Source organism: Paludibaculum fermentans (assembly GCF_015277775.1).
Classification (GTDB): Bacteria; Acidobacteriota; Terriglobia; order Bryobacterales; family Bryobacteraceae; genus Paludibaculum; species Paludibaculum fermentans.
The window spans coordinates 3,750,287-3,773,924 of sequence record NZ_CP063849.1; the positions used below are offsets into that span (position 1 = coordinate 3,750,287).

General features: G+C 62.6%; 20 protein-coding genes. 13 read left to right on the top strand and 7 right to left on the bottom strand.

The window, feature by feature from the left end; translation table 11 throughout:
• Positions 1-156: 156 nt before the first annotated feature.
• On the top strand, positions 157-615 hold the full coding sequence (locus tag IRI77_RS14630) for a hypothetical protein (protein ID WP_194452784.1): 459 nt from the start codon (positions 157-159) through the stop codon (positions 613-615).
• On the opposite strand, the gene IRI77_RS14635 is transcribed toward IRI77_RS14630, so the two are convergent.
• Entirely contained in the window at positions 599-2,119 is a 1,521-nt protein-coding gene (locus IRI77_RS14635) for a tetratricopeptide repeat protein (protein ID WP_194452785.1), read from the bottom strand. The two genes, IRI77_RS14630 and IRI77_RS14635, sit on opposite strands and share 17 nt — an antisense overlap.
• A gap of 26 nt (positions 2,120-2,145) precedes the next feature.
• Between IRI77_RS14635 and nth the strand changes: the two genes are divergently transcribed.
• The 5 genes from nth (at position 2,146) to IRI77_RS14660 (ending at position 7,874) form a co-directional block, all read left to right on the top strand.
• Positions 2,146-2,817: an endonuclease III gene (gene nth / locus IRI77_RS14640; protein ID WP_194452786.1), complete on the top strand. Its 672-nt coding sequence runs from the start codon at positions 2,146-2,148 to the stop codon at positions 2,815-2,817.
• A complete protein-coding gene (locus IRI77_RS14645; RefSeq protein WP_194452787.1) occupies positions 2,818-3,348 on the top strand; it encodes a hypothetical protein in 531 nt (176 codons plus the stop codon).
• A gap of 10 nt (positions 3,349-3,358) precedes the next feature.
• Positions 3,359-5,548, top strand: coding sequence for a hypothetical protein (locus tag IRI77_RS14650; protein ID WP_194452788.1), 2,190 nt, complete (start codon positions 3,359-3,361; stop codon positions 5,546-5,548).
• Positions 5,549-5,554: 6 nt separating this feature from the next.
• Positions 5,555-6,502 (top strand): N-acetylglucosamine kinase, encoded by a 948-nt coding sequence (locus tag IRI77_RS14655; protein ID WP_194452789.1) that lies wholly within the window; start codon positions 5,555-5,557, stop codon positions 6,500-6,502.
• 85 nt (positions 6,503-6,587) lie between these two features.
• The gene (locus IRI77_RS14660) at positions 6,588-7,874 is read left to right on the top strand and encodes an aminotransferase class V-fold PLP-dependent enzyme (RefSeq protein WP_194452790.1); all 1,287 of its coding nucleotides are present in this window, start codon (positions 6,588-6,590) and stop codon (positions 7,872-7,874) included.
• Positions 7,875-7,944: 70 nt separating this feature from the next.
• Here the strand turns inward: IRI77_RS14660 and IRI77_RS14665 are convergent, their stop codons facing one another.
• Positions 7,945-8,331 (bottom strand): GxxExxY protein, encoded by a 387-nt coding sequence (locus tag IRI77_RS14665; protein WP_194452791.1) that lies wholly within the window; start codon positions 8,329-8,331, stop codon positions 7,945-7,947.
• Positions 8,332-8,860: 529 nt separating this feature from the next.
• On the opposite strand from IRI77_RS14665, the gene IRI77_RS14670 reads away from it, so the two are divergent.
• The 3 genes from IRI77_RS14670 (at position 8,861) to IRI77_RS14680 (ending at position 11,233) form a co-directional block, all read left to right on the top strand.
• Positions 8,861-10,030 (top strand): phosphoglycerate kinase, encoded by a 1,170-nt coding sequence (locus IRI77_RS14670; RefSeq protein ID WP_194452792.1) that lies wholly within the window; start codon positions 8,861-8,863, stop codon positions 10,028-10,030.
• 66 nt (positions 10,031-10,096) lie between these two features.
• Positions 10,097-10,774 (top strand): diacylglycerol/lipid kinase family protein, encoded by a 678-nt coding sequence (locus IRI77_RS14675; RefSeq protein WP_194452793.1) that lies wholly within the window; start codon positions 10,097-10,099, stop codon positions 10,772-10,774.
• A 39-nt stretch (positions 10,775-10,813) separates the two neighbouring features.
• A complete protein-coding gene (locus IRI77_RS14680) occupies positions 10,814-11,233 on the top strand; it encodes an acyl-CoA thioesterase (RefSeq protein ID WP_194452794.1) in 420 nt (139 codons plus the stop codon).
• 1,042 nt (positions 11,234-12,275) lie between these two features.
• Here IRI77_RS14680 and IRI77_RS14685 read toward each other — a convergent pair.
• Positions 12,276-13,457, bottom strand: a complete 1,182-nt coding sequence (locus IRI77_RS14685) for an IS481 family transposase (protein WP_228486229.1) — start codon at positions 13,455-13,457, stop codon at positions 12,276-12,278.
• Positions 13,458-13,569: 112 nt separating this feature from the next.
• Complete coding sequence (locus IRI77_RS14690) at positions 13,570-14,415, bottom strand: hypothetical protein (protein WP_194452795.1); 846 nt, start codon at positions 14,413-14,415, stop codon at positions 13,570-13,572.
• A 329-nt stretch (positions 14,416-14,744) separates the two neighbouring features.
• On the opposite strand from IRI77_RS14690, the gene IRI77_RS14695 reads away from it, so the two are divergent.
• On the top strand, positions 14,745-15,212 hold the full coding sequence (locus IRI77_RS14695; protein ID WP_194452796.1) for an energy transducer TonB: 468 nt from the start codon (positions 14,745-14,747) through the stop codon (positions 15,210-15,212).
• 193 nt (positions 15,213-15,405) lie between these two features.
• Here IRI77_RS14695 and IRI77_RS14700 read toward each other — a convergent pair whose 3' ends face one another.
• Both IRI77_RS14700 and IRI77_RS14705 read right to left on the bottom strand, forming a co-directional pair.
• Positions 15,406-15,636, bottom strand: coding sequence for a type II toxin-antitoxin system VapB family antitoxin (locus IRI77_RS14700; RefSeq protein ID WP_194452797.1), 231 nt, complete (start codon positions 15,634-15,636; stop codon positions 15,406-15,408).
• A 253-nt stretch (positions 15,637-15,889) separates the two neighbouring features.
• A complete protein-coding gene (locus IRI77_RS14705) occupies positions 15,890-16,744 on the bottom strand; it encodes a patatin-like phospholipase family protein (RefSeq protein ID WP_194453665.1) in 855 nt (284 codons plus the stop codon).
• A 210-nt stretch (positions 16,745-16,954) separates the two neighbouring features.
• Here IRI77_RS14705 and IRI77_RS14710 point away from each other — a divergent pair, with 210 nt between their 5' ends.
• Together IRI77_RS14710 and IRI77_RS14715 are read left to right on the top strand one after the other, a co-directional pair.
• Complete coding sequence (locus IRI77_RS14710; RefSeq protein WP_194452798.1) at positions 16,955-18,577, top strand: HEAT repeat domain-containing protein; 1,623 nt, start codon at positions 16,955-16,957, stop codon at positions 18,575-18,577.
• A 308-nt stretch (positions 18,578-18,885) separates the two neighbouring features.
• Complete coding sequence (locus tag IRI77_RS14715) at positions 18,886-19,584, top strand: hypothetical protein (RefSeq protein ID WP_194452799.1); 699 nt, start codon at positions 18,886-18,888, stop codon at positions 19,582-19,584.
• Between the two features lie 815 nt (positions 19,585-20,399).
• On the opposite strand, the gene IRI77_RS38640 is transcribed toward IRI77_RS14715, so the two are convergent.
• The gene (locus tag IRI77_RS38640) at positions 20,400-20,747 is read right to left on the bottom strand and encodes an Imm27 family immunity protein (RefSeq protein ID WP_194452800.1); all 348 of its coding nucleotides are present in this window, start codon (positions 20,745-20,747) and stop codon (positions 20,400-20,402) included.
• 308 nt (positions 20,748-21,055) lie between these two features.
• On the opposite strand from IRI77_RS38640, the gene ligD reads away from it, so the two are divergent.
• Positions 21,056-23,584, top strand: coding sequence for a DNA ligase D (gene ligD / locus IRI77_RS14725; protein WP_194452801.1), 2,529 nt, complete (start codon positions 21,056-21,058; stop codon positions 23,582-23,584).
• Positions 23,585-23,638 lie beyond the last annotated feature (54 nt).

The window sequence follows — 23,638 nt, forward strand, 5'->3', positions numbered from 1 at the left end:
GCTCCTCCGACGCAGCAGTACCCCGCGCCTCAGCAACCTCCGCAATACGCGCCGCCGCCACAACCGCAGTACGCGCCTCCTCCTCAGCAGCAGTATGCGCCGCCCGCACCGCCCCCTGGTCAACAGGTCTACACCATCAATGAGCCGAAGAAAGGCATGCCGGCCTGGCTGGTCGGCGTCCTGACAATCGCGGTTCTCGGCGGCGCCCTGTTCGGACTCTACCGGTTCGTCGGCGGCCGCGGTTCCACCTCGAACGCGGACGCGACCGCGACGAAATTGCCGGCGGCGGGCGCATCCAAGAACCCTTACTCCAAGTACGTGGAAGTGGTGGGCGTTCGCCTTTTCGAGAACGATGCCAAGAAGCCGGTCGTCCGCTTCACCGTGGTCAACCACTCACCGGCCGAAATCACGGGCCTGGAACTCCAGGTCGTCCTGAAACCGGTGGATTCCAAGCCCGAAACCGAACCCGTCTCCGAGATCGACGCCAAGGTGGGCAGCGTCCCGGCCAACGGAACCAAAGAGTTTGAGGCCCTTCTCAACACGAAGATGAAGATCTACGAGCTGCCGGACTGGCAGTTCCTGAAGACCGACTTCGTCGTTACGGCGCCGAACTGATCTCCGGCCGTTGAAGCAATTCCGCCTGGCGCCGCGTCCAGGCACAGCCGCTGGGCATCGTGCGAACGACGCCCAGCCGGCGCAGATTCCAGTGGGCATCGAACAGGCACGGGTCCTTCTCGAGGGCCCGTGCGAAATCCCCTTTCGCCGCATCCGCCTGCCCCAGCAGCAGCAGCGCCATTCCGCGATTGTGGATGGCCATGGCTGAGTTGGGATCCAGGGCCAAGGCCCGCCCAAATTCACCCAGCGCTACCTCGGGCTTGTTCGCCCGCAAGTAGCTGAGCCCCAGGTCCGTCGCCACCGCCGCATCCTCCGGAGCCAACCGCTTCGCCTCCTCCATCAACTCCACCGCCTGGGCCGGCTGCACCACCCGAGCCAGTTGCCGTTTGGGCCGGATCTTGGAAGGCGCGTGGCGCGCAGCCTCCATCCACAGCGCTTCCGGCGACATCCACACCCGGGTCTGGGCAAAGCTCAGCACCAGCAGCAGCGCCGCGTAGCCATACAGCAGCTTCTGGTTCGCCTTCTGCAGCAGCATCCCGAACAGCGCGGCAAAGCAGAACAGTGGCAGGTACATGCGGCGGTCGACGGCCAGATCCTCGGCGGGAAAGATGGACGAACTCGGCAGCAGCAGCAGCAGTCCGCCCAGCACCCAGAACCCCGGCTGCGCCGCGCGAACCGTCCGCCACGCCAGAATCGCTACCACCACAATCACGCCCCAAGCCAGCGCCGCCGCGAGGGGAGGCACCCGCACCTCCGCGTCCACTGTGAACCCAATCGGCACCAGCAGCAGTTGCAGGTAGCGCAGGATCGCCACACCCTGGTAGCTGAAGTAGTCGAACGACGTCAGCCCGGCTTGCGTCCCCGCACCCGACCCGGCAATCATGGACGTTGCGTAGATCGTCCTCAACCCCGCGGCCAACGCAGCCGCGCACATCGCGGCAATAGGACCCACGGCCGCCTTGCTCCGCCGGGTCGACCATTCCAGCAGCGCCAGGAACAGCGGAAACGCGGCGACCTCTTCCTTGGCCAGCAGCCCACAAACAAACAGCCCAAACGCCCACCACCGCCGCCCCTTCAACCAGCACGACAGCGACAGCAGGCAGAACAGGGCCGCCAGCAGCGTAGCCCGCGAGAAGACGTAAGCCACCGCCTCCGTCTGCAGCGGATGGAACGCAAACACCGCCGAGGCCAGCCAGGCCGCCCTAAGCGGCAGCAGCTCCAGCAGCAGCCCCGAGGCCAGCCACACGCAGGCCAGGTGCAGCACCAGGCTGACCAGGTGGAAGGTCCACGGAGCGTCGGAAATTTGCAGGTTTACCCAGAACGAGAGAAATGTTAGCGGACGCGTTTGTGTTGCTGTGAAAACGTGATTCCAACCGTGGGCGGAATTCAGTGCGGGATCATTTAGCAGCGAGAAATCGTCGAACTGAAACGGGGCTCCTAACGCGCCGCAAAACGCTAGCAGGGCAGCCGCTACGAGGAGAATCCGGAAACGCAATGCTACCATGTTAGAGCAATTCCAACTGCACTCTCATGAGCAAAGTTTCACGGCCTCGCACCGCGGCCGAGCGCAAGGAACGCCTCTATCGCATTCTGGATGCGTTGTCACTCCGCTACCCGAACGTGACCTGCGCTTTGAATCACGCCGATGCCTGGCAACTGCTGGTCGCCACCATTCTTTCCGCGCAGTGCACCGATGCCCGCGTGAACATGGTCACTCCGGAACTGTTCAGGAAGTTTCCCACGATGCAGGACCTGGCCGTGGCCGATGTGCGTGAAGTCTCCGAGGTCATCCGCTCCACCGGGTTCTTCAACAACAAGGCCAAAAGCATCGTTGGCGCGGCGCGCACCATCATCCAGGACTTTGGCGGCGAGATTCCCCGTACCATCGAGCAACTGCTCACCGTCCCGGGCGCGGCTCGCAAAACCTCGAACGTTGTCCTCGGAACCGCATTCGGGATTCCCAGCGGCGTGGTGGTCGACACGCACGTTGGCCGCATCGCCTTGCGGCTCGACCTGACGAAGGAGACCAATCCGGTAAAGGTGGAACAGGATCTCATGAAGATTCTGCCGCAGAACCGCTGGATCCTCTTCTCGCACCAGTTGATCCACTTTGGACGCGAGCTGTGTGTGGCGCGCAAGCCGCGCTGCGGCGAGTGCCCCATCGAAGGGCTGTGTTACGCGAAAGACAAGGCAGTGCTGTAAATGCTAGGCCGTATTCTGATCCTCTCCCTGCCGCTTCTGCTGGCCGGCTGCGTGAAATATCCCGAACCGTACCGTCCGCCCGTGCAGCGCAAACCGATGGAGGTGGGCGGCGATCTCAAGCTCAGCCACTACATTGGCATGAGCATGCCGAACGCGGCGGACCACTTCATCTCGGGCGTTGTGCCGGATCTGCACGACGGCGCGTGGCGCTGGGTGACGAAGAGCCCGACATTCCAGTTTCAAGTCCCCACAACCAAGTCTCTGAGGTTGAAGGCGGACCTCACCGTGCCGGATATCACGTTCGAGCAGACCGGCCCGGTCAAGATCACAATCAGCGTGGGCTCGCATCTTTTGGAGACGCTCGAATTCCCGAAACCAGGGCAGCGGATCTTTGAGAAGGCCGTGCCGGAAGAGTGGCTGACCGCGACACGCACTAACCTCGTCCGGCTGGAGATCGACAAACTGTGGACCTCGCCGGCGGATGGAGTCCAGCGCGGCTTCATCATCACAAGCATCGGGTTCGTGCAGTAGGACACGGCGGATGCCCAAGGCGTTTTCCATCCTGTTTGGAGCGCTGTTCACCCTCGCCACGGCCTACGGCCTGGGCCGGTTGCTGCTGCAACGGCTGAAGCCGAACCTGACGCGCGAAGAGCAGCATCTGTTCGGCTTCGTGGCCGGAGTGCCGGTGCTGAGCCTCATCATCTTCCTGCTGGCCTGCGTCCACCTCATCTACGACGCGACCTTCCTGGTGCTGGGCCTCGCCGTATTCGCCGCGGTTTGGAAGACGCGCGCTTACCAGACCACGGGCGATCGCCTCCCTGCCCTGCCCCGTTTGTGGCAATGGACATTCTGGCCGCTCTACACGGTGTTTGCCGTGATTGCCGTCATCTACGCCATGGCGCCCGAGTGGAGCCCGGACGGCAGTTCCTATCACCTCGGCATCGTCGGCCACTTCTACCGGGCACACGGCTTCAAGCTCATCTCGTCGAACATGTATGCCTTCCTCTCGCAGGGCTTGGAGATGTTGTTCCTCTCCGCCTGGGCGTTTGGACGGCATTCGGCCGCCGCCCTGGTGCACGGCGCGTTCCTGCTGGTGCTGCCGCTGCTGCTGCTGCGCTACGGACAGCGGCAGGGGATTCCCGGCGCCGGCGCGGCGGCCGGGCTGTTCGTGCTGATCAGTCCCGTCGTGATGATCGACGGCGCCAGCGCCTACAACGATGTCGCCGTGGCCTGCCTGCTGTTCGCGGTCTTCTACCTGTGCGAGATCGACGCTCCTCCTGCGCTCACAGGATTGCTGGCAGGGTTCTGCTACGCGCTGAAGTACACGGCCTTCCTGGCTGTCGTCTACGTCGTCCTGCGCTACGCGTTCCAGCGCCGCTGGCGCCACATCCTCATCGCCTGCATCCCGGCCGCCTGCATGGTGCTGCCGTGGGTGCTGCGCAACTGGATCTGGACCGGCAACCCGTTCTCGCCTCTGCTGAACGCCTACTTCCCAAACCCCTTCGTCCATGCCAGCTTCGAAGCCGAGTACGCACAATCGATGCGCTGGTATGTCGGACTGGAGACCTGGCAGCAGATCCCGCTCGAGTTGACGCTGCGCGGGCGGATCCTGGGCGGCTTCCTGGGTCCGCTGTTCCTGCTCACTCCGCTGACGCTACTCGGCTTGCGTTCGAAACCCGGGCGGCGGGCGCTGCTGTGCGCCGTGCTGTTCTCCCTGACCTATGCCGCCAACATCGGCACGCGCTTCCTGATTCCCGCGCTGCCGTTCTGGTCCCTGGCGCTCGCCGCGGGGCTGCCCTCCGTGACACTGCCCGTGCTGGTGCTGGCGCATGCGTTCCTCAGCTTTCCAGGCCAGCCCGACCGCTACTGCGATCCTTACGGCTGGCGCATCGACAAGATCCCGTACAAGCAGGCGCTGCGCGGGAAGAAGGTGGAGGCGTGGCTCGCCGAAAAGTGGCCGGCCTACCGGCTGGCGCGGATGGTGGAGGGCGCGACGCCGGAGGGCGCGGTCGTCTACTCCATGTCGCCCATCGCGGAGAGCTACACAACACGGGAGATCCGGGCCAGCTTCCAGAGCGGGCCGAATGAGCAACTGCGGGACTACCTGCTGACGCCGCTGGTGGCCGAGTTCCAGCCGGAGCAGCAGCTCGAGTTCCGGTTCCCGGCACAGTCCCTCACTGGCCTGCGCGTGGTGCAGACGGCGTCACCGGAACCAGGCGCTCCGGGTTCGCGGGACGTGTGGAGCATCACGGAGTTCCGCGTCCTCTCCCAAGGGCGGGAACTGCCCCGTGACGACGACTGGCGCCTGCAGGCGCGCCCCTCCGCTTGGGACGTCCAGAAGGCGTTCGACAACTCACCGGTCACCCGCTGGCGGTCATGGGCGGGGATCCGGCCGGGCATGTTTGTGGAAGTGTCCTTCGGCCATGCCCGCACAGTCGACACCGTCAGGCTGGACGTGACGCGAGACCAGTACGCGGTCCGGCTGAAGCTGGAGGGCCGCGACGCCTCCGGCCTCTGGCGCGAGCTGACGCACGAGCCCAAAGCAAGCGGCCTGGCTCCGCCGCTGGGCATGCGCCGGATGGCCATCGACGAATTGAAGCGGGACGGGGTCTCCTACCTGCTGCTGAGCGATGACGACTACCGGGCCGACGACTTCCGGGAGCATGCCGATCTGTGGGGCATCCGCCAGACGGCCATGGTGGACAACGTGCGACTGTATAAGCTGGAGTGACACAGAGTGGCTGAGTACTATCTGGGGGTTGACGGCGGCCAGTCGTCCACCACCGCGCTGATCGGCGACGAAACGGGGCGGGTCCTGGGCATGGGCCGGGGCGGACCCTGCAACCATGTCAGCGCCGCCGAAGCCCGAGCCAAGTTCATGGGCGCGATTGGCGGCTGTGTCAGCCAGGCCCGGGAAGCAGCGGGCCTGCCCGCCGACACCCACTTCCGCGCCGCCTGCCTGGGCTTTTCCGGCGGGCCGGCGGACAAAGATTCACTGATTGCCGAGATGTTCACCATTGCCAGCCGGGTGGTGACGAACGACGCCGTCATCGCGCTGGCCGGAGCCCATGCGGGCCGCCCGGGGATCATCACCATCGGCGGAACCGGCTCCATCGGCTATGGCCGCAACGGTACGGGCAAGTTCGCCCGGGTGGGCGGCTGGGGCTACATCTACGGCGACGAGGGCGGCGGCTTCGACATCACGCGCCAGGGCCTGCGGGCCGCGCTGCGTATGGAGGAGGGCTGGGGCCCGGAGACCGTGCTGCGCGCGTTGCTGCTGGAGGCCTCGGGCGCCACGAACGCCAACGAGCTGATGCACAAGTTCTACACGCCAGAGTTCCCCAGGCCCAAGATCGCGGCGATGTCGCAGATTGTGGTCCGCGCGGCGGCCCAGGGCGATGAAGTGGCGGCGGACATCCTCAGCGAGGCGGCCCAGCAACTGGCCGGCATCACCCGGGCCACGCGGCTGCAGTTGTTCACGCGCGAAGAGGTGGTGCCGGTGGCGCCCATCGGCGGCGTCTTCAAGAGCGACACCCTGATGGCCGAGTTCCGGAGACGCGTGGAGCTGACCAACGACATGCAAGTGGTGGCGCCCACCTTCGGGCCGGCCGCCGGCGCCCTGCTGGAGGCCTACCAGCAGGCCGGGCTGCGGGTGGAATTGACCGGCGTGCCGGCCGAGAAGTAGTTCATTTCCCAATTAGTTCGGGATCTTAAGGCTCAAAGCGCCTATTCCGGTTGACCTGCCGGCCCAGCCGCCGTTATTGTGTCTCATGGACCGACGACGTTTCGTCTCCTCTACCGTAGGGGTGCTCGCAGCTTTGCAGCATGATTCTGTGGCGCGCGCCCAGTCCGCGGTAGGGGCTGTTTCCGGCCGGCCGGCCGATTCCGTGGCCAGGGATGAAGATTTCTGGCTCAATATCCGTCACGCGTTCACCGTCGATCGCAACCTGATCAATCTCAACAACGGCGGCGTTTCGCCGTCCCCGAGAATGGTCATGGACACTGAAAAACGCTACCTCGAAGTAGAGAACATGAGCCCGTCCTACTACATGTGGAACGTGCTCGACCCGGGGATCGAGACGGTGCGGCGCCGGCTGGCGCGCACGTTTGGATGCGACCCGGAAGAGATCGCCATTACCCGCAACGCGAGCGAGTCGCTGGAGATCGTGCAGCTCGGCATGGAGCTGAAGGCCGGCGACGAGGTCCTGACCACGAACCAGGACTATCCGCGCATGATCACGACCTGGAAGCAGCGCGAGCGCCGCGACGGCATCGTGCTGAAGCAGATCACCTTCCCGGTGCCTCCGCCCAGCCTGGACTACCTGGCCAAGCGGATCGAGGAGAACATCACCTCGAAGACCAAGGTCATCCACATCTGCCACATCACGAACCGGACCGGCCAGATCTTCCCCGTGAAGAAGATCTGCCAGATGGCCCGGGCGCGTGGGATTGAAGTGGTGGTGGACGGCGCGCATGCCTTTGCCCAGTTCCCGTTCAAGCACGAGGACCTGGACTGCGACTACTACGGCACGTCGCTGCACAAGTGGGTACTGGCGCCGATTGGGACGGGCATGCTGTATGTCCGCAAATCCAAGATTTCAAAGATCTGGCCGATGATGGCCGCGCCCGAGAACATGGCGGAGAACATCCGCAAGTTCGAGGAGATCGGCACGCATCCGGCGTCGCAGCGCAACGCGATTACAGAAGCCCTGACGTTCCACGAGAGCATTGGGGCGGAGCGCAAGGCGGAACGGCTGCGCTACCTGCGCCGCCGCTGGTCGAACAAGCTGCGCGCGCTGCCCGGGGTGAAGATCCTGAACAGCGACGATCCGGAGCAGTCGTGCGGGATCGGGTTCATCCAGGTGGACGGCTTCGACGCGCCGGCGCTGGCCAAGTACCTGATGGACAAGTACCGCATCTGGACTGTGGCCATCGTGACACCCGGTGAGTATCACGGGTTGCGGATCACGCCCAATGTTTACACGACGCTGGAGGAGATCGACACCTTTGCGGAGGTAATGGAGAAGGTCATCCGCAAGGGCTCGATTCCGGCCTGAGGCTCATCCTGGAAGCCGGGCGGCGGACGGTTCTCCGCCCGGCCCTGGGCGCACCCTATTCTGGAGCCAGTCAGAGGTCGAAGACCACGCGCTTCCAGGCCACTTTCGATCGCTGGAAGTTCAGGAGCAGGGCGACGTGCAGGCCGGAGGCTTTCAGGTAGTTGATGCACTGGGCCAGATGTTCGTTCGCGAACTGCTCCACGCACTTCAGTTCCACGATCACCTTGTCCTGAACGATGAGATCGGCCACATACTCGCCAACGTAGTGCCCTTTGTAGCGGACTGGCAGGGAGACCTGGGATCTGGCGTGCAGACCACGGAACTCCAGTTCGCGGAGCAGCGCCCGTTCGTAGACCTTCTCCAGGAACCCGGCCCCCAGAACATTGGCGACCTCGAAGGCAGCCCCAATCACTTCTTCCGTAATCTCAGATTCCGATCCGTGTGTATCTGTGTCCATCAGCGGCCCAATCAAAGAGTTCCGCAAGCGAGCACAACCTCTCACCAATCGGAGCGCTAATCTTAGCCACAGATGAACACGGATGAACACAGATCCACACGAGTTGTAGCCGAGAGTAGTGAATACTGGAGATGCCTGGAAACTTTGAAGGAAGCCCCAATCCCGGCCCTTCTCAACTCAGCCTCCCCATCCGTGTGTATCTGCGTCCATCTGTGGCCCAATCAAAGAGTTCCGCAAGGGAGCAAAGGCAGGGGCTGGGCAACCTCGAAGACTTTCCCGAGCCCGGTCCTTCTGAACTCAGCCTTCCATCTGTGTGTATCTGTGTCCATCTGTGGCCCAATCAAAGAGTTCCGCAAGGGAGCAAAGGCAGGGGCTGGGCAACCTCGAAGACTGCCCCAATCCCGGTCCTTCTCAACTCAGCCTCCCATCCGTGTGAATCTGTGTCCATCTGTGGCCCAATCTCCGAGTTCCCTTGCCCGGCGTCCCCCCATTTCCGGATGTTACGATCTCTATTGAGGTCTTCATTCCTATGGCTAAACTCTCCATCCGCGATCTCGATCTGAAGGGCAAGCGCATCTTCATGCGCGTCGACTTCAATGTCCCGCTGGCCCCTGGCGGCCAGGAGATCACGTCCGACAAGCGCATCAAAGCGGCTCTCCCCACCATCAAGTACGCTCTCGAACAGGGCGCCGGCCTCGTGCTGGCCTCGCACCTGGGCCGTCCCAAGGGCAAACCGAATCCAGAGATGAGCCTGAAGCCGGTGGCGCTCAAACTGGCCGAACTGCTGGGCAAGCCCGTGGCGTTCGCCCCCGACTGCATTGGCGCCGAAGTGGAAGCGATGCTGCCCGCTCCAGGCGAGATCCTGCTGCTCGAGAATCTGCGCTATCACGCGGAAGAAGAGAAGAACGATCCGGCGTTCGCGCAGCAACTGGCGAAGCTGGGCGATGTGTATGTGAACGACGCCTTCGGCACCGCGCACCGCGCGCATGCGTCGACGGAAGGCATCATCGCGTTCCTGAAGCCGGCCGCGGCCGGCCTGCTGATGGAGAAGGAACTCGAGTACCTCTTCAAGTGCACGCAGAACCCGGAGCACCCCTGCGTGGGCATCCTGGGCGGCGCGAAGGTCTCCGATAAGATCGAAGTAATCCAGAACCTGCTGAAGTTCGTCGACCGCCTGCTGATTGGCGGCGCGATGGCCTACACGTTCATGAAGGCGCAGGGCAAGGCGACGGGCAAGAGCCTGGTGGAAGAGGACAAGGTGGAGCTCGCGAAGGAGCTGCTGGCCACTTCCGGCGACAAGCTGCTGCTGCCGGTGGATCACGTGGTGTCGGCTGAGTTTGCCGAGAACGCCCCGAACGAAGTGGTGACGGAGATTCCGGAAGGCATGATGGGCCTGGACATCGGACCGGCGACGGTAGCCGAGTTTGCGGCGGTGTTGAAGTCGGCGAAGACGATCATCTGGAACGGCCCGATGGGCGTGTTCGAGAAGAAGCCGTTCGACAAGGGCACCTTCGCGGTGGCGACGGCCGTGGCCGAATCGGGAGCGCTCTCCGTAGTGGGCGGCGGTGATTCGGAGAAGGCCGTGAAGTCGGCCGGTTTGTCCGACAAGATCAGCCACATTTCGACGGGCGGCGGCGCCTCGCTGGAGTTCCTGTCGGGCCTGGTATTGCCGGGTGTGGCGGCCCTGACCGACAAATAGTCCTCCGACTCTGGTATCAAAGATGGGACGGCCTGGCAGCGTGCTGCCGCGCCGTCCCCTTTTTTTATGCCACTCATCGTGACTGGCGGCGACGGCGCGCTGTTCCATCAACTCCAGAAGCTGCGGGCGCCTTTTCCGGAGATCGTCATTGAAGCCAAGGGCCGGGGCAATGCCCTGGCGCGGGACCTGCGCGGCCTGCCGGCTCCGGCAGCCGTGGACCTGATGGCGGTGGAGGTGATCCCCGAACGGGGCGCTCCCTACCTGCGGCTGTGCGGGTCGTCGGTGTCGTTCGGCTACCCGACGCTAGTGACACGGTTGGCGGAGCACTTCCGTCCATTGCGGCGGCTGAGCTACGCGGCGGCGTCCGTGTTGGCCTGGCCGAGCGTGCAGGAGTTCCGGATCGCATACCATGGCGGGCCGCTGGAGACTCGCCGGCTGACGGGCATCCTGCTGAACAACACGAAGCATGTGGGCGGGTTTGTGGGCTTCCCGGAGGCGTCGTGCCAGGACGGGCTGGCCGACGTGATGGAGATGACCGCCCCCTATCCGTCGCAGATGCTGCACAACGTGACGTCGATGCTGAAGCTGCCGGTGTGGCGGCCATCGCGATTCCTGCAGGTGGAGGAGGCGGAGATCCACGCGGTGGCGGCGCAGCAGTTGATGCTGGACGGCGAGCTGATTCCGGGAGTCGCGGGCGTCCGGCTGCGGATGCTGCCGGCGGCGCTGGTGTGCCGGACGGTGTAGGTGGGTCGCGCGGGCCCGGTTTGGGCCCACAATAGGTTCATGTCGACCCGTGCCCCTTTCGCCTGGCGCAGCCGGATCCGGTTCGTTGATACGGATGCGAGCTGCCGGATTCACTACTCGGCGTTGTTCCGCCATCTGGAGACGGCGGAGGACGAATTCATGCGGTCGCTCGGGTTTGCGTACTCCGAGCGGGCGCCCGCGCATCTGTCGTATCCGCGGGTCCATGTGGAGGCGGACTATCTGGCGGCGCTGCGCTATGACGACCCCATCTACATCACGGTGGGGGTGTCGAAGCTGGGGACGTCGTCGTACACGCTGGAGTTCAACGTGTACCTGGAAGAGACGTCGGAGGTAGCGGCCAGCGGGATCGTCACGGTGGTGTGCATGTCGACGAAGACGCAGAAGGCGTGTCCCTTGCCCGAGGATTTGCGGGAGGCGTTGAGCGGGCAGCGGACGTGAGGGAGACGGGCTGGTGGACAAGTGGGTTTGTTCAGCCAGAATCTTTTGAGCGGACTCTTGCGCAGCGATGACCTCTGGTGGATTCTCCTCAGGTCGGGTTTCGGCGTTTGAGTCGGGTGACGTTGGGATTGGGGCGGGCCTCCGGCAATGCCGGAGGGAAGGCTGGGGGAGTTGGTGGGGTTGTTGGGACTGTAGTGTCACGAGTTGCGGCGGCGGTGTCACGAGTTGATGCTGTCGTGTCATGCATTGCGACGGATTGGCGAAGTGGGTTTGTTCGGCCAAATTCCTTTGAGCAGACTCTTGCGGAACGATGACCCCTGGCGGGTTGGCCTCCGGGTGCGTTTCGGGATTTGGGTCGGGTGACGTTGGGATTGCGGCGGGCCTCCGGCAATGCCGGAGGGAATGCTGGGGGAGCGGGCCGGGTTGTTGGGATGGCTGGCTGGCGCAGTGGGTTTGTTCGGCCAGGTGAATTTGCGATTTGGCTTCTGGGTTTGGATCGGGTGATGTTGGGATTGCGGCGGGCCCCCAGCTGCGCTGGGGGTAATGCTGGGGGAGCGGGCCGGGTTGTTGGGATGGCTGGCTGGCGAAGTGGGTTTGTTCGGCCAAATGAACTTGTGATTGGGCTGCTGGGTTTGGTTCAGGTGACGTTGGGGTTGCGGCGGGCCTCCGGCAATGCCGGAGGGAATGCTGGGGGAGCGGGCCGGGTTGTTGGGATGGCTGGCTGGCGCAGTGGGTTTGTTCGGCCAGGTGAATTTGCGATTTGGCTTCTGGGTTTGGATCGGGTGATGTTGGGATTGCGGCGGGCCCCCAGCTGCGCTGGGGGTAATGCTGTGTACGGCCGCGGACATGGGTGACAATCTGGTCTACCGACATGGGTAACAGTCGTCGCGGGGGCTTGTCTGATCGCCTTTCGCGATTCTAGCCGGATTCGTACGCCTGTGGAAATGTGGGAATCGCGTAGCGATTTCCAAGCGCGGTGGGAAGCGAGGGAATCCTGTTTTTGGATTTCCTCGCTTTCCACGGTGCGTCATTTCCATGGGCCTTACTCAGCGGCCGGCACCGCCGCGGATTCGTCGTCCTGTTGCTCCAGCGCCTTCGGCTTCTTCCTCATAAACCGATTACGCTCTATGTCCAGCCAGCCGAGCAACAGCATGCCGTAGAACACTTCGAAATAGCGATCGTCAACCTGCCGCAGTCCAAGCAACTGACGCGCAAAGATCTCGCTGATGAAAATCCTCTGATCCTTGTAGTAGAGATCTCCGTGATTCTGGATCCGTCGTAGCACGAGCCCTGCCGGGTACTCCACCTCCGGGATCCGACGTGGCATCGGGCGCAACGACGGCTGATAGTGTTTTGCCGGCGTATCGTAGTCCAGGGCTTCATGGGGCCGCTGCTCGTTGTAGATCCTTTGAAAGTCGTGAAATCGCTTCTGCTGCTGGCGCGGGTTGGCCGCCGGCGGATTCAGCGTGTCCTGTTTCAACGTCCGATGCATGCGCTCGTGGCGGCCGTTTTCCTGCGGTGAGGCCGGTGCTGTGCGCTCCGGCAGAATGCCCAGCCGAACCCAGCGCATCGACAACCGACTGAGTCCGCCAGGCGCCCGCGTCGAAAACGGCGTGCCATTGTCCGTACGAATCACCTCCGGCAGACCGTACTCTCGAAACGCCGCCTCGAAGATCGCAGCCGCATGCTTTCCATCCGTCTTCGGCGTAATTTGGCAGCGCAGCAAGTACCTGCTGTGGGCGTCCGTGATGGTCAATGGATCGCAACGCACGCCATCACCTGTACGGAACCAACCCTTGAAGTCCGCGCACCACGTCCGATTGGGTCCATCCACGGACGCAAAGGGCTGCCCGAAGGGCGGCGTCCGCAAGCGTCGCTTTCGTGTGACACTCAGACCCGCTCTTTTCAGGATCATGGCGATGGTGCTGGGCGCCGGCCAGTGCTTCCTCTCCGGCTCCGCCTCGGCCAACTTCCTCAATAGCTTGCGCGGGCCCCAGTTCCACTTCCGCCGCTCAGCCAGGATGCGCTCTATGACTTCCTGACTGACTTCCTGCGGGCTGGTATGAGGCGCCCGGCTGCGGTCCTGCAAACCGGCCACGCCTTCCTCCTCTCGACGCTTGATCCACTTGTGGACCGTCTTTCTCGATACGCCATAGGCTTCCGCCAGTGCGGTCACGGTCTCGCCTTCGTCGTACTCCTGCAATAGTTGAACCCGTTGGTCCATTGCTCTGGTCTCCTTCCACGGCATCGACACTCATCGTGCCGTACCGATAAGGCGGATCAGATCTCTTGCGCCGCTGATCTGTGTTACCGATGTCGCCGGTCCAATTCGTTACCTATGTCCGCGGACCGTACCCCTGGGGGAGCGGGCCGGGTTGTTGGGGCTGTAGTGTCACGAGCTGGGGCGGCGGTGTCACGAGTTGAGGCTGTGGTGTCACACATTGCGACGGATTGGCGCAGTGGGTTTGTTCGGCCAAAATCGGATTGGGTTGGACGGCGGGTGGCTCCGGCGCGGGCGTTTCGGCGCGGGATTCGGCTTCGATTGGATTGATTAGGGCCAATTCGGATTCGAGCCGGTCGGGGTCGGCGGAGAGCGCTCGTTCGACTTTGCTCAGGTGGGCCTGGATCCAGCCGGCGTAGCGGTTGAGGGCTGCAATGTAGCCGGACTGGCGGAGGACCCAGGCGGCGGCTTGGGTTTCGTCGCCTTTGGCATATTCGAGGCCGGCGTTGAACAGCCCCTGCTCCCGCTTCTCGTGGAGGATTCGATGGCCGTCGAGCATCCACCAGTCGTAGTGGTGGGCTCGGCGGGCTGGGTCGGAGAGGCAGCGAGTTTTCTCTTCGGCGCGGGCTTTGAAGTGTGCCTCGATGTGCGGCGGCATGCGGTGGACGCGGGCGAAGAACCGGGTGCGGCAGGCGTTTTCGGCTACGGCCGATTTGCCGACGGCGGTGCGTGGGCCGGTGGACTGCCTCGCGTTGGCGCGGTTGGCCGCGAGGCGCTTTTCCGAAATGCTGGCGAGGGGGCGGGTGGTGCGAGAGCGGCTGGACTGCGTGGCCGGCTGGCTGTCCGCGCAGGATGCCACGGCGGCGGATATGGTGCTGGACGCGCACTCCGTGGGGACAGGCACGGAGGACGGAGAGCTCCCGGCGGCGCGGGTGGCTTCCGTGGTGTCGGCGTTGTTCATCGAAATATTCCTCTATATCCAGCGTAGACAGGGGCTACCAAGCATTTTCGAGCATGAGGTCTGTATGTCTTTGAATTGATAAAGCGAGAAATATTTCGGAGTTCTGTGATGAAGAAAACTCAATGTGTCAAATCGGCCTGGTTTGCGTGATACCGGAACTGTGATGGGGGAGGCTCGCAGGCGTTGGAGATGCTGGTAGTGCAGGGCTGCCACATTCCGAATGCACTCGCGCTTTCCTACCGGTTGGGGCTGTCCAAGCTGACCAAGGAACGCACGCCGCTTGGTATCCTTCGGGAGTGAATGTGGGATCTGCCGGCAGAATCGCAACTGTGCTGATTCTGCTGGCGCTGCTTCAAAGACCGGCTACAGGTGAGAGTGAAACGTGCATACCGGACTTGACTGCGGCATTGAGCTACCCCGCGTTGGTTTTGAAGAGCCGCATTCAAGGAACCGTCGAGACCACAGTCCTCATCGATTCGGCGTCAATGCTCGTCGAGATTCAGTCCCATGGGTATCCCCTACTCACACACCAGGTTGAATCAGCGATCCGGGCTGCTCCGTTCGCCAAAACGTGCGGTGGTGAACACTTTTCGATAAGGGTTCAATTTGTCATTGACTCGGACGTCGAACCCGACTCGAAGATCCTGATCAAGCGGACTTCGGACTCAACCTACGATGTGATCGCACCCGCTGAGGTGGTGAACGTCACGACCTCCGATCCCGCTTGGATTTTCACTCGGCGAGGCCGGTTCCTGCACCACATGCGCGGATTGGTGGCAAAACTAAGATTTTGGTAGGCGGAATTCGAGACCAAAGTAGAGGAATCCAGCTTGGTTGCTGGAGTAGGTAACCACACGTTCCGGCCTTTTCGATAGCTTCGAGCCACCGCTGGTTGCTTGGCTCGTTCCGATGGATGGCGACTTACGCGGGATGGTCGCCACCCATCCGTTAATCGTGTTTTGGCCCGTAGCCCAGAATCCGATGTTCCTCTTATTTGCTGAGAACACGTCCGAGTTCGGCGGGCGGAACCAACGGCCAGATGTTTCGCTCCATGTAGTCCCGGATGTTTCTGGGGCCAACAGACCTGTCCTCGCTGGGCTGCAAGCGAGCGCGGCGTTCCAGCAGGGCGTTCCGGGTGGCTGCGGTCGTGGATTCACGAGCCAAACCGGCCACTTCAGCGGCCAGCCGTTCCACGTCGGCGTTCCTGGTGTTGAGTCCCATGGCAGAGAGCTATCCAGGTTCCACCTTGGCCTGATCACAGAACGAGGGGCTTGCCGCCAGTGGGCTGAGCTATTGCGCATGATGCTCAGGGCCGGTGGCTAAGCGCGCACCACCAACCGGTTGTGCCGAGAGCCTGGACGCCGCGGTTGGGCGCGTGGTCTCATCAGCCGCACGCTGGGTGACTGGGGGCACTGTCGGGGTTATCCGCTCCCTTACGGTCGCGGCTCAAAACGGTCGCGGCTCTGTTTGAGGGTTACCACCAACCGGTTGTGCCGCGGGCCTGGACCACCCGGCGGCCTTGCGCGCGGCCGGCTCGGGTGGCCGGCTCACAGATCGCGGGATTCATGGGCGTGCCGCCCGACGCGATCGCTTCTGTTGCTTCTTCGTCCGGTTGGATCACCACAACCTCCGCACCCGTTGCCCGGAGGTCGGCGACGCCATCTTCCAGCGGCACCAGTTTCATAGCCCCCGGTGGCGGGTTCAGCGCCAGGACCAGCACCTTGGCGTAGCCTGCCGAGAGATCGGCATTGTCGCTGGAATGGAAGCCACCGTCGATGTAGGGCGCCCCTTCGAACCAGACCGGCGGGCAGCCGAAGAAGGCCGTGGTGGCCATCAGGGCGTCGACCAGGTCGATTCCGCTCTCGCGGTCAAAGGCGCGGCGTAAACCGGTTTCGGCGTTCAGCGCGGTGAAGAGCACGCGCCGCTCCGGCCAGTTCTGCATCGGCAACTGCGAGGCGACCAACGCCCGGCGGTCCGGTCCGCCGTTGGCCAGGGCGAGTGCTCCGATGCGCTTGAGGATGTCGGTGCGCTCGCCGCCGAGTGCTTTCGCGTGGGCGATTTCCCGTTGGAGGCGGCTCCAGTCGACGTTTGTCGCGGGCCGGGCCACTCGCGAGGCGACGGTCACTTGCTGTTCGAAGATTTCCTCGAGCGGCGCGTTGGAGACCAATTGCAGGGCTACGCGGCCTCCGGAGGAGGTGCCGATGATTACGTCTGCATCGCGGACATCGACGCCAGCGTCAGCCATGCCGATGATGAGTCCGGTGGACCAGGAACTCGCGGCAAATCCGCCGCCGCCCAGGACTAGGGCTTTTTGTTGATTGATCAGTATAGGATCTCCATGGGTTCAGGATAGCGGGTGGGGGTGGGGATGATGGAGGAAGGGTGGGGGGGCGGGAGCAATGGGGAAGTCCTCGTCGTATCGATTGGCCCACGACGATTAATCTAGTCCGAACCATGGCTTACCAATTTGGGGGGGCGCCTGAGGGGTCAATCTTCCAGGCTGTATTCTGGGAGCGGTGACGGAGCACTTGAAGAACTCGTGAAGAACTACAGCTTGAGACGAGTGTCCCCGTCCACCGAAGCGCTTCTTGCCAGGCTGAACGGTTGGTGGAGGAGCCCTGCCAAGTGGATTGGATGGGGAGACGTACCTGGTGTACTCGAGCAGATCGGCAATTCGAAGGAGCCGCTCGCCATCCCGTTCATCATGTCGTTTGGCATTGTCGGTAACGAGAGGATTCGCGCCCAGGCGCTATCGGCAATTCATCGGTTGTTTTCTTCGCTTCCGATTGAATTTCTGCCGCTGTTGGACGAAGCATTGAGGCCGGCCTGGATTCCTGAGTACAGCTGGCACGGCATGACGGCCGAACAGATCCCAGCCTTGCCCAAATCCAGTGACGCCGAACTGCTCTACCTCAACCTGATGAGTTGCCACCAGAGCGGATACGTGCGCGCGGCGGCTTTGCAGACCCTCTCCGCCGAATCCACGGCGACGAGTATTCCTTTCATCCTTTCGCGGCTGGTTGACTGGGTGCGCGAAGTCCGCTTAGCGGCGGAAATCGCGCTTCGCAACAAGCTCAATCCAATTTATGGCGACGAGTTTGTGCGGTGTCTCGGCCTTATCGGGCGCCTCGCCAGGAACAGCCGATATCGGCCAGAGTTCACAGTGTGGGTCGAAGATCTCCTGCGGAGTCGCGAATGTGCGGAGAGCCTTCGCCGTGGACTTAGTGCTGAATCCAAAGATGTGCGGCGACGCTGTTACCGGATTGCAGTAAGCAGCCCGTCGTTCCCTTTCCGGGACGCAATCCTCCACGCGATTGCCGACGACGACGTGGTTGTCCGAAGGTGGGCGTTCGAACTTGCGACCAGCCGACCGGGTGAGGACCACGATGCATTCAGAAGGAAGGCCGCAGAAGATCCCTATGGGCCTATCAGGCGAATGGCCCTTGAGGCTTATTTGGATCGAGAGACGATTGAACCGGGGGAGCTGGAACGCTATCTCTATGACCGTTCGGCAACGAATCGCCATTTGTGTCAAAGGGCCTTTTCGGAACGGCTCGGGCTGCAACCGGCAGAGTTCTATCGTGCTGCAATTCGCGATCATGCCGCAAAGCAGCCCGCAATCTGTATTCAAGGTCTAGCCGAGACAGGGAACCCCGGTGACGCGATCCTGGTGGCCGGGGCTCTTCAACGCAGTTCCTCCCGAGTGCGCCGCGTGGCGGTGCAAGCGTTAGGGGCGTTGGGAGTGGGGGGCCACGAACAGGGCCTGTGCCAACTTGTCTCGTCCGATGTTCTGTCTGTTGCCAGAGTTTCTGCCTCCACGCTCCTGGAGAAGCGAGCAGTCCCGGCGGAGGCGGTCTGGGCCGCAGCGCTCGAAAATCCCGATGCCAAGGTTCACCGAGGCGTGTTGCGGCTGCTTCGTTCTACTGGGAAGTGGCAGCAACTCGGTTACTATCTCCGCGCCGCCGATTCAAACGACTCTGATTTTCTGGATTGCGCCATCGAGTTGATGAACTTGTGGGTGGAAAAATTCAATGAAACATTCACTCCGGTGAGCGAGGGCGAGGCTCTGCAGCTACTTAAAATGCTTGAATGTGTGCGATTGGGATTGCCCGTCGATCTGGCACGCCAAGTGGAGTTTATTCTTCAGAGGGTGTCCCAGTAGCCGCATGGTGTTTGCATGAGGCGGTTCCTACCGGGTTGAAGCGCGATTGCGAACGAAGCAAAGGAAAGGCTAACCGCGATCTGATCAGATCGTTCCAGAAACTCGCCCTTGTCCCTGGATGTAGGCAGGATGCCGCACTTGTGCCCGTAGTTGTGGCCGGCGCTGTGCGGCTTGGCGAGAACTTCATCTCACATCGGTGAACCGTCTTTCCGGGGAGACTTCTTCGACCGCCGATGGCCGCCACGCGTCCATCGGAGGCGCACATCTTAATTGGCGCACGGAGTAGACTTATTCCGATTGGAGTTTTCATGCGCAAGTATCTTACATTCCGGATGGTCTGGAGAGTCAATGCGCTGCTGATTTTCATTGCCGGAACCGGCGCCTGCACAACTCTCTGTTTCTCCGCCTGGACTCTCCTCTTTGGGAGCCAGGCGGCGTATCGCGCAAATGGTGCGGTTCAAGTCGAGGGAAGCGGCGAGGAGCGTTGGTGGTTCGGGCGATTTGAAACAGTCGCAGGATCCGGCTACGTGGTCGCGCCCGTCTCGTCGATGCAGCCGTACAAGGTTGGCTCGATTGGCAAGCAAGACTCAGCAGTCCGAAACTACCTCTTCGTCCAGCTCGCCGATAAATCTTCCCGCTGGCTGATGCCTCACAACAAGGGTTTGATTGTGAGCATGGAGCGTTACGGAGCGGATGGACTCATCCCGGGCTTCGAAAGCGAGAAGCGGCCGATCAAATGGCTGGTCTTTCAGGTCGTGCCGGCCGACACGAACGGCGACAAGAGCGTAACGAGCGAGGATCGACTCGTTTTCGGCGTCGCTAACGCGGATGGGTCCCACTATGTGGAGGTCGTGAAAGATATCGACGGGGTTTTGGGGTCGACCTGGGTTGCCGGCGACCGGTTGGTCCTGTTCTACGCCAGAGGGGGAAAGAACATGGTCAGCGAGATCGATTTCGCGGGCCGGTCTGTTGTGAGTACGAAGGAACTGCCGAAGATCGGTACGTAAGGACGTGAACCGCAACGAGACGGCGCACACGCTCGAGGGCCTCGAACCTTGCCCTCGCTTGATATGGCCCCAGGAACAATTGAGGTCGCTCGGGTTTCCAATCGTATGTGTTCTTGACCTCCCGATGGTTCCCGCTGGTCTTCGCTCTGCTGCAGACGGCCCGGTATTTTGGGTTGATCGGGTATGACTACTGGGCGGCGGCGCAGAATGAGCGAAGGTCCGACGTGGCGGCGTTCGTCCGAATGGATCTGGCCCGGCCGATGTTTGAACCTTACGGTTTCTGCGGCGCATGGACAAGTTACTCCTTCGGTCAGTCGGCGGCACTAGGCACCGACTACCCCGCCTTCATGGCCGCGATGCTGCTTCAGGCTTCAATCAGCCGAAAGGCTACTTGTATTGATACCCTGGCCACGCCACGCGGGCAAATCCTGACAAGCCTGTTTGTGCTGCCTATCTGGTTCCTCGTCGGGCTCAGTGCCCGCCGAATTGCCTTGCGCAGATGGCGGCGACCCGTCGCACGTCCAATTGCCCGGGCCATTCTGCGTCTTGGATGGGTGCTTCTGCCGCTTGGCTCACTCCTACTTCTGATGAGCGTCACAAGCCTATTCTTCTCCGGAGCCGAGCTCTCTATTCGCCTGGCGGGCCTGGCGTTCTGGATGGTGTATTGGGGTAGTCTGGCCGCAGAGAGTCTCGGTGTTTGGCCCTTTGAATGGGTGGACAGGATGACTGAGAGGCTCCGTCAGAGCGGGGCACCTCGCGAGGCGCGTGCGGATGGCGGCCGGTAGCGCGGTGAACCGCGAACCTTCTCAATGACCTCAGCCGGCGCAGCTTCCCGGTGCGCCGGGGTATGGTTGCCGCACCTCTTCGAGTGAGAGCCTCGTCAGTTTGGGCGGGCCGCCACCGTGCAGGTGACTCTCCGGATAGGTGAGTTCCCATGACGGGCGACAATTAAAACTCCCGGCCGTGCGGAATAGTTGACGCCAGACATCCCAGTAGCTTTCGTCAGTCCGGTGCTGGTACAGAATTCTCCAACCTCCCTCGCGAGACGAGACCAGTTGGAGATACCTGGAGATGCGGCGCTGGATTTCCTCGCAGATTTCGTCCGCGACTATTTCTCCTCCACTGAGGACCCACCTGCCTATTAACTCGGGATTGTCAGCCATGGCGGGCTTTGGCCCTGCTTCCTCCTCACTTTACAGTTTCGGGAGGGCGGACGGGGTGGGACTGAAGTCCCGCGCAAGATGAATCTCGCCCCACACTCAGACTGGCCTCGGGGGCAATCGCGATTGCGTGGCAAACAGTTGCTCGTGTTAGTTCACGGGGGCCCGGCCGGATGGAATGGCGATTGCAGGTGATATGCGAAGGAACCGTTTCCTCCAGGTTTGCCACGCCTGAGGGAAGACCCTTGGATGGCTCATGACCGCAGCCATTGCAGGAGTTCACGGAGGGAAGTGCGGGCACGGGGAATGATATGGCGCTCGAGCACTACCGCAGCAAACGCGATTTCAAGAAGACGCCCGAGCCCACGCCCGGACGGATCCGGGCGAAGGGCAAGAAGCTGTCGTATCTCATCCAGAAGCACGACGCCACGCGGCTGCACTACGACTTCCGGCTGGAACTGGACGGCGTCCTTTTGAGCTGGGCGGTCACCAAAGGGCCGAGCCTCGATCCCGCCGACAAGAGGCTGGCGGTTCGCACGGAGGATCATCCCCTCTCCTATGGCCAGTTCGAGGGGACCATTCCTGGAGGCCAGTATGGGGGCGGCACCGTGATGTTGTGGGACGACGGCCACTGGGAGCCCAAGGGGGATCCGCATGCGGGGCTGAAGAAGGGCCACCTTTCTTTCCTGCTTCATGGGCAGCGCCTGAAGGGCGGCTGGGGGCTCATCCGCATGCGCGGGGACGGCAAGCGGGAGAACTGGCTCCTGGTGAAGGAGAAGGACGATGAGGCGCGTCCCGATGAAACGAATGAGGAGTTCCTTGGCGGGCTCGATTCCAGCGTCAAAACAGGACGATCCATGGAGCAGATCGCGGGCCCGCGGGCTCCGGCCCCGCACGGCAAAGTGAGGGCGATCCAGAGGAAGGCTCAGCAGGTGCTCGGATCCGACAGGCCTCTGGAGCGCCTCATGGAGCTTCACCCGGCCGTCCAATTGGCCACGCTCGTCGAGGAACCGCCCCAGGGCGACGAATGGCTGCATGAGATCAAGTTCGACGGCTACCGTTTGCTCGGTTTTGCCGCCGGAGGCGCCGCTGCGCTGCGGACACGGAACGGCCACGACTGGACCGTGCGTTTTCCTTCGCTGGCCGCGGCCTTGAAGAAGCTGAAGGTGAAAGACGCGGTCCTCGATATGGAGGCGGTGGTTGTCGATGGGCGCGGCAAGAGCAGTTTCCAGGCCCTGCAGACTGCGCTGGGCGACGGAGGCAGGCCGGAAGAGATTGACGCTTATGTTTTCGACCTGCTCCATCTCGATGGCCAGGATCTGACCGGGCTGCCGCTGACCGAGCGAAAGAAGAAGCTGGAAACCCTGCTGAAGAGATCGAAACAGAAGAGCCTGCACTACAGCGCGCATATTGACGGTGACGGCGGCGCGGTGTTCGCCCAGGTTTGCGAGACCGGGCTGGAGGGGATCATCTCGAAGCGCGCCACTGCGTCGTATGTCGCGGGGCGACAGAAGAGCTGGTTGAAGATCAAATGCTCGCTGCGGCAGGAGTTCATCATTCTTGGCTTCAGCGACGCGCGCACAGGCGGCCGCGCTCTGGGCGCCCTGTACCTGGGATATCGGAAGCAGGGCGCCCTGCACTATGCAGGCAAGGTGGGGACGGGTTTTTCCCTGGCCTCCGCCCGTGCCTTGAGGCAGCGTTTCGACGCAATGGCGACCAGGAAGCCGACGCTATCCAGAGGTGAGACCACCGGACTGGGCGAAGGGGAATGGAAGACTGTCCACTGGATCCGGCCTTCACTACTTTGCGAGGTCGCCTTTGCCGAATGGACCCAGGACGGGCATATCCGGCATCCCTCGTTCCTGGGGCTGAGGGAGGACAAGGAGGCTCGCGATGTCAAACAGGAGACGCCCGTGAAGAGTTCGGCAGCCCCAGCGCCCAGGAAGAAGAAGGCCGCGGCTGAAGGCCTGGTCCTGGCCGGCGTCACTATCACTCATCCCGACCGGATCCTGTCCGCCGACGGTCAGGTGACCAAGGGCGAACTCGCGGAGTATTATGCCGCGATCGCGCCGCTAATGCTGCCGCAAGTGGCGGGCCGGCCGCTGAGCCTGCTGCGCTGCCCCTCCGGGATCGACGCGGAGTGCTTCTTCCAGCGCAATCCGGGCAAGGGTTTTGGCCCGGACGTGAAGCCATTCGCCTTCCGGCACAAGGGCAAGGAATACGAGTATCTCTACATCGAGGATGAAAAGGGCCTGCTGGAGGTCGTGCAGATGGGCACCATCGAGTTGCATCCGTGGGGCGCGCCGGTGGATGCGATTGACTATCCCGACCGGATGATTTTCGATCTGGACCCCGCTCCGGAGGTACCGTTCGAGGCGGTCAAGCTGGCCGCGCAGGACTTGCGGCAGCAGCTTCAACTGCTGGGACTGGAATCTTCCCTGAAGTGCACCGGCGGCAAAGGACTGCATATTACGGTGCCCCTGGACGGCACCGAGAAGTGGCCGGCGGTGAAGGCCTTCGCGGCCTGGGTGGCCCAGCAGATGGTGGAGGCCACACCGGAGGCCTATGTCGCCACCATGAGCAAGGCCAAACGGAAGGGCAAGATCTTTATCGATCACTTCCGCAACGACTACACGGCCACAGCTATTGCCGACTATGCGGTCCGAGCGCGGCCGGGGGCTCCGGTGGCGCTGCCGCTGGAGTGGAAAGAGCTGAAGGATTTGCAGTCCGCCAGCCAGTTCACGATGAAGGAGGTTCTGGCGCGCATCAAAAACAAACGGCGCGTACCGCCGGTACGCCCCCCGGCGCAGTCGCTGCCCAAGCTGGCAGCAGCCAGGTAGGACAGCATTTGGCTCCGTCCAGCCGCAGAATTTGGACAAGCCTTTTTGCGGGAG

Excerpts from the sequence above, each read along its gene's own strand:
- IRI77_RS14630 (WP_194452784.1), top strand. The coding sequence starts at position 157 with ATGCCGGCCTGGCTGGTCGGCGTCCTGACAATCGCGGTTCTCGGCGGC.
- IRI77_RS14635 (WP_194452785.1), bottom strand. The coding sequence starts at position 2,119 with ATGGTAGCATTGCGTTTCCGGATTCTCCTCGTAGCGGCTGCCCTGCTA.
- nth (WP_194452786.1), top strand. The coding sequence starts at position 2,146 with ATGAGCAAAGTTTCACGGCCTCGCACCGCGGCCGAGCGCAAGGAACGC.
- IRI77_RS14645 (WP_194452787.1), top strand. The coding sequence starts at position 2,818 with ATGCTAGGCCGTATTCTGATCCTCTCCCTGCCGCTTCTGCTGGCCGGC.
- IRI77_RS14650 (WP_194452788.1), top strand. The coding sequence starts at position 3,359 with ATGCCCAAGGCGTTTTCCATCCTGTTTGGAGCGCTGTTCACCCTCGCC.
- IRI77_RS14660 (WP_194452790.1), top strand. The coding sequence starts at position 6,588 with ATGGACCGACGACGTTTCGTCTCCTCTACCGTAGGGGTGCTCGCAGCT.
- IRI77_RS14665 (WP_194452791.1), bottom strand. The coding sequence starts at position 8,331 with ATGGACACAGATACACACGGATCGGAATCTGAGATTACGGAAGAAGTG.
- IRI77_RS14670 (WP_194452792.1), top strand. The coding sequence starts at position 8,861 with ATGGCTAAACTCTCCATCCGCGATCTCGATCTGAAGGGCAAGCGCATC.
- IRI77_RS14675 (WP_194452793.1), top strand. The coding sequence starts at position 10,097 with ATGCCACTCATCGTGACTGGCGGCGACGGCGCGCTGTTCCATCAACTC.
- IRI77_RS14680 (WP_194452794.1), top strand. The coding sequence starts at position 10,814 with ATGTCGACCCGTGCCCCTTTCGCCTGGCGCAGCCGGATCCGGTTCGTT.
- IRI77_RS14685 (WP_228486229.1), bottom strand. The coding sequence starts at position 13,457 with ATGGACCAACGGGTTCAACTATTGCAGGAGTACGACGAAGGCGAGACC.
- IRI77_RS14690 (WP_194452795.1), bottom strand. The coding sequence starts at position 14,415 with ATGAACAACGCCGACACCACGGAAGCCACCCGCGCCGCCGGGAGCTCT.
- IRI77_RS14700 (WP_194452797.1), bottom strand. The coding sequence starts at position 15,636 with ATGGGACTCAACACCAGGAACGCCGACGTGGAACGGCTGGCCGCTGAA.
- IRI77_RS14715 (WP_194452799.1), top strand. The coding sequence starts at position 18,886 with ATGCGCAAGTATCTTACATTCCGGATGGTCTGGAGAGTCAATGCGCTG.
- IRI77_RS38640 (WP_194452800.1), bottom strand. The coding sequence starts at position 20,747 with ATGGCTGACAATCCCGAGTTAATAGGCAGGTGGGTCCTCAGTGGAGGA.
- ligD (WP_194452801.1), top strand. The coding sequence starts at position 21,056 with ATGGCGCTCGAGCACTACCGCAGCAAACGCGATTTCAAGAAGACGCCC.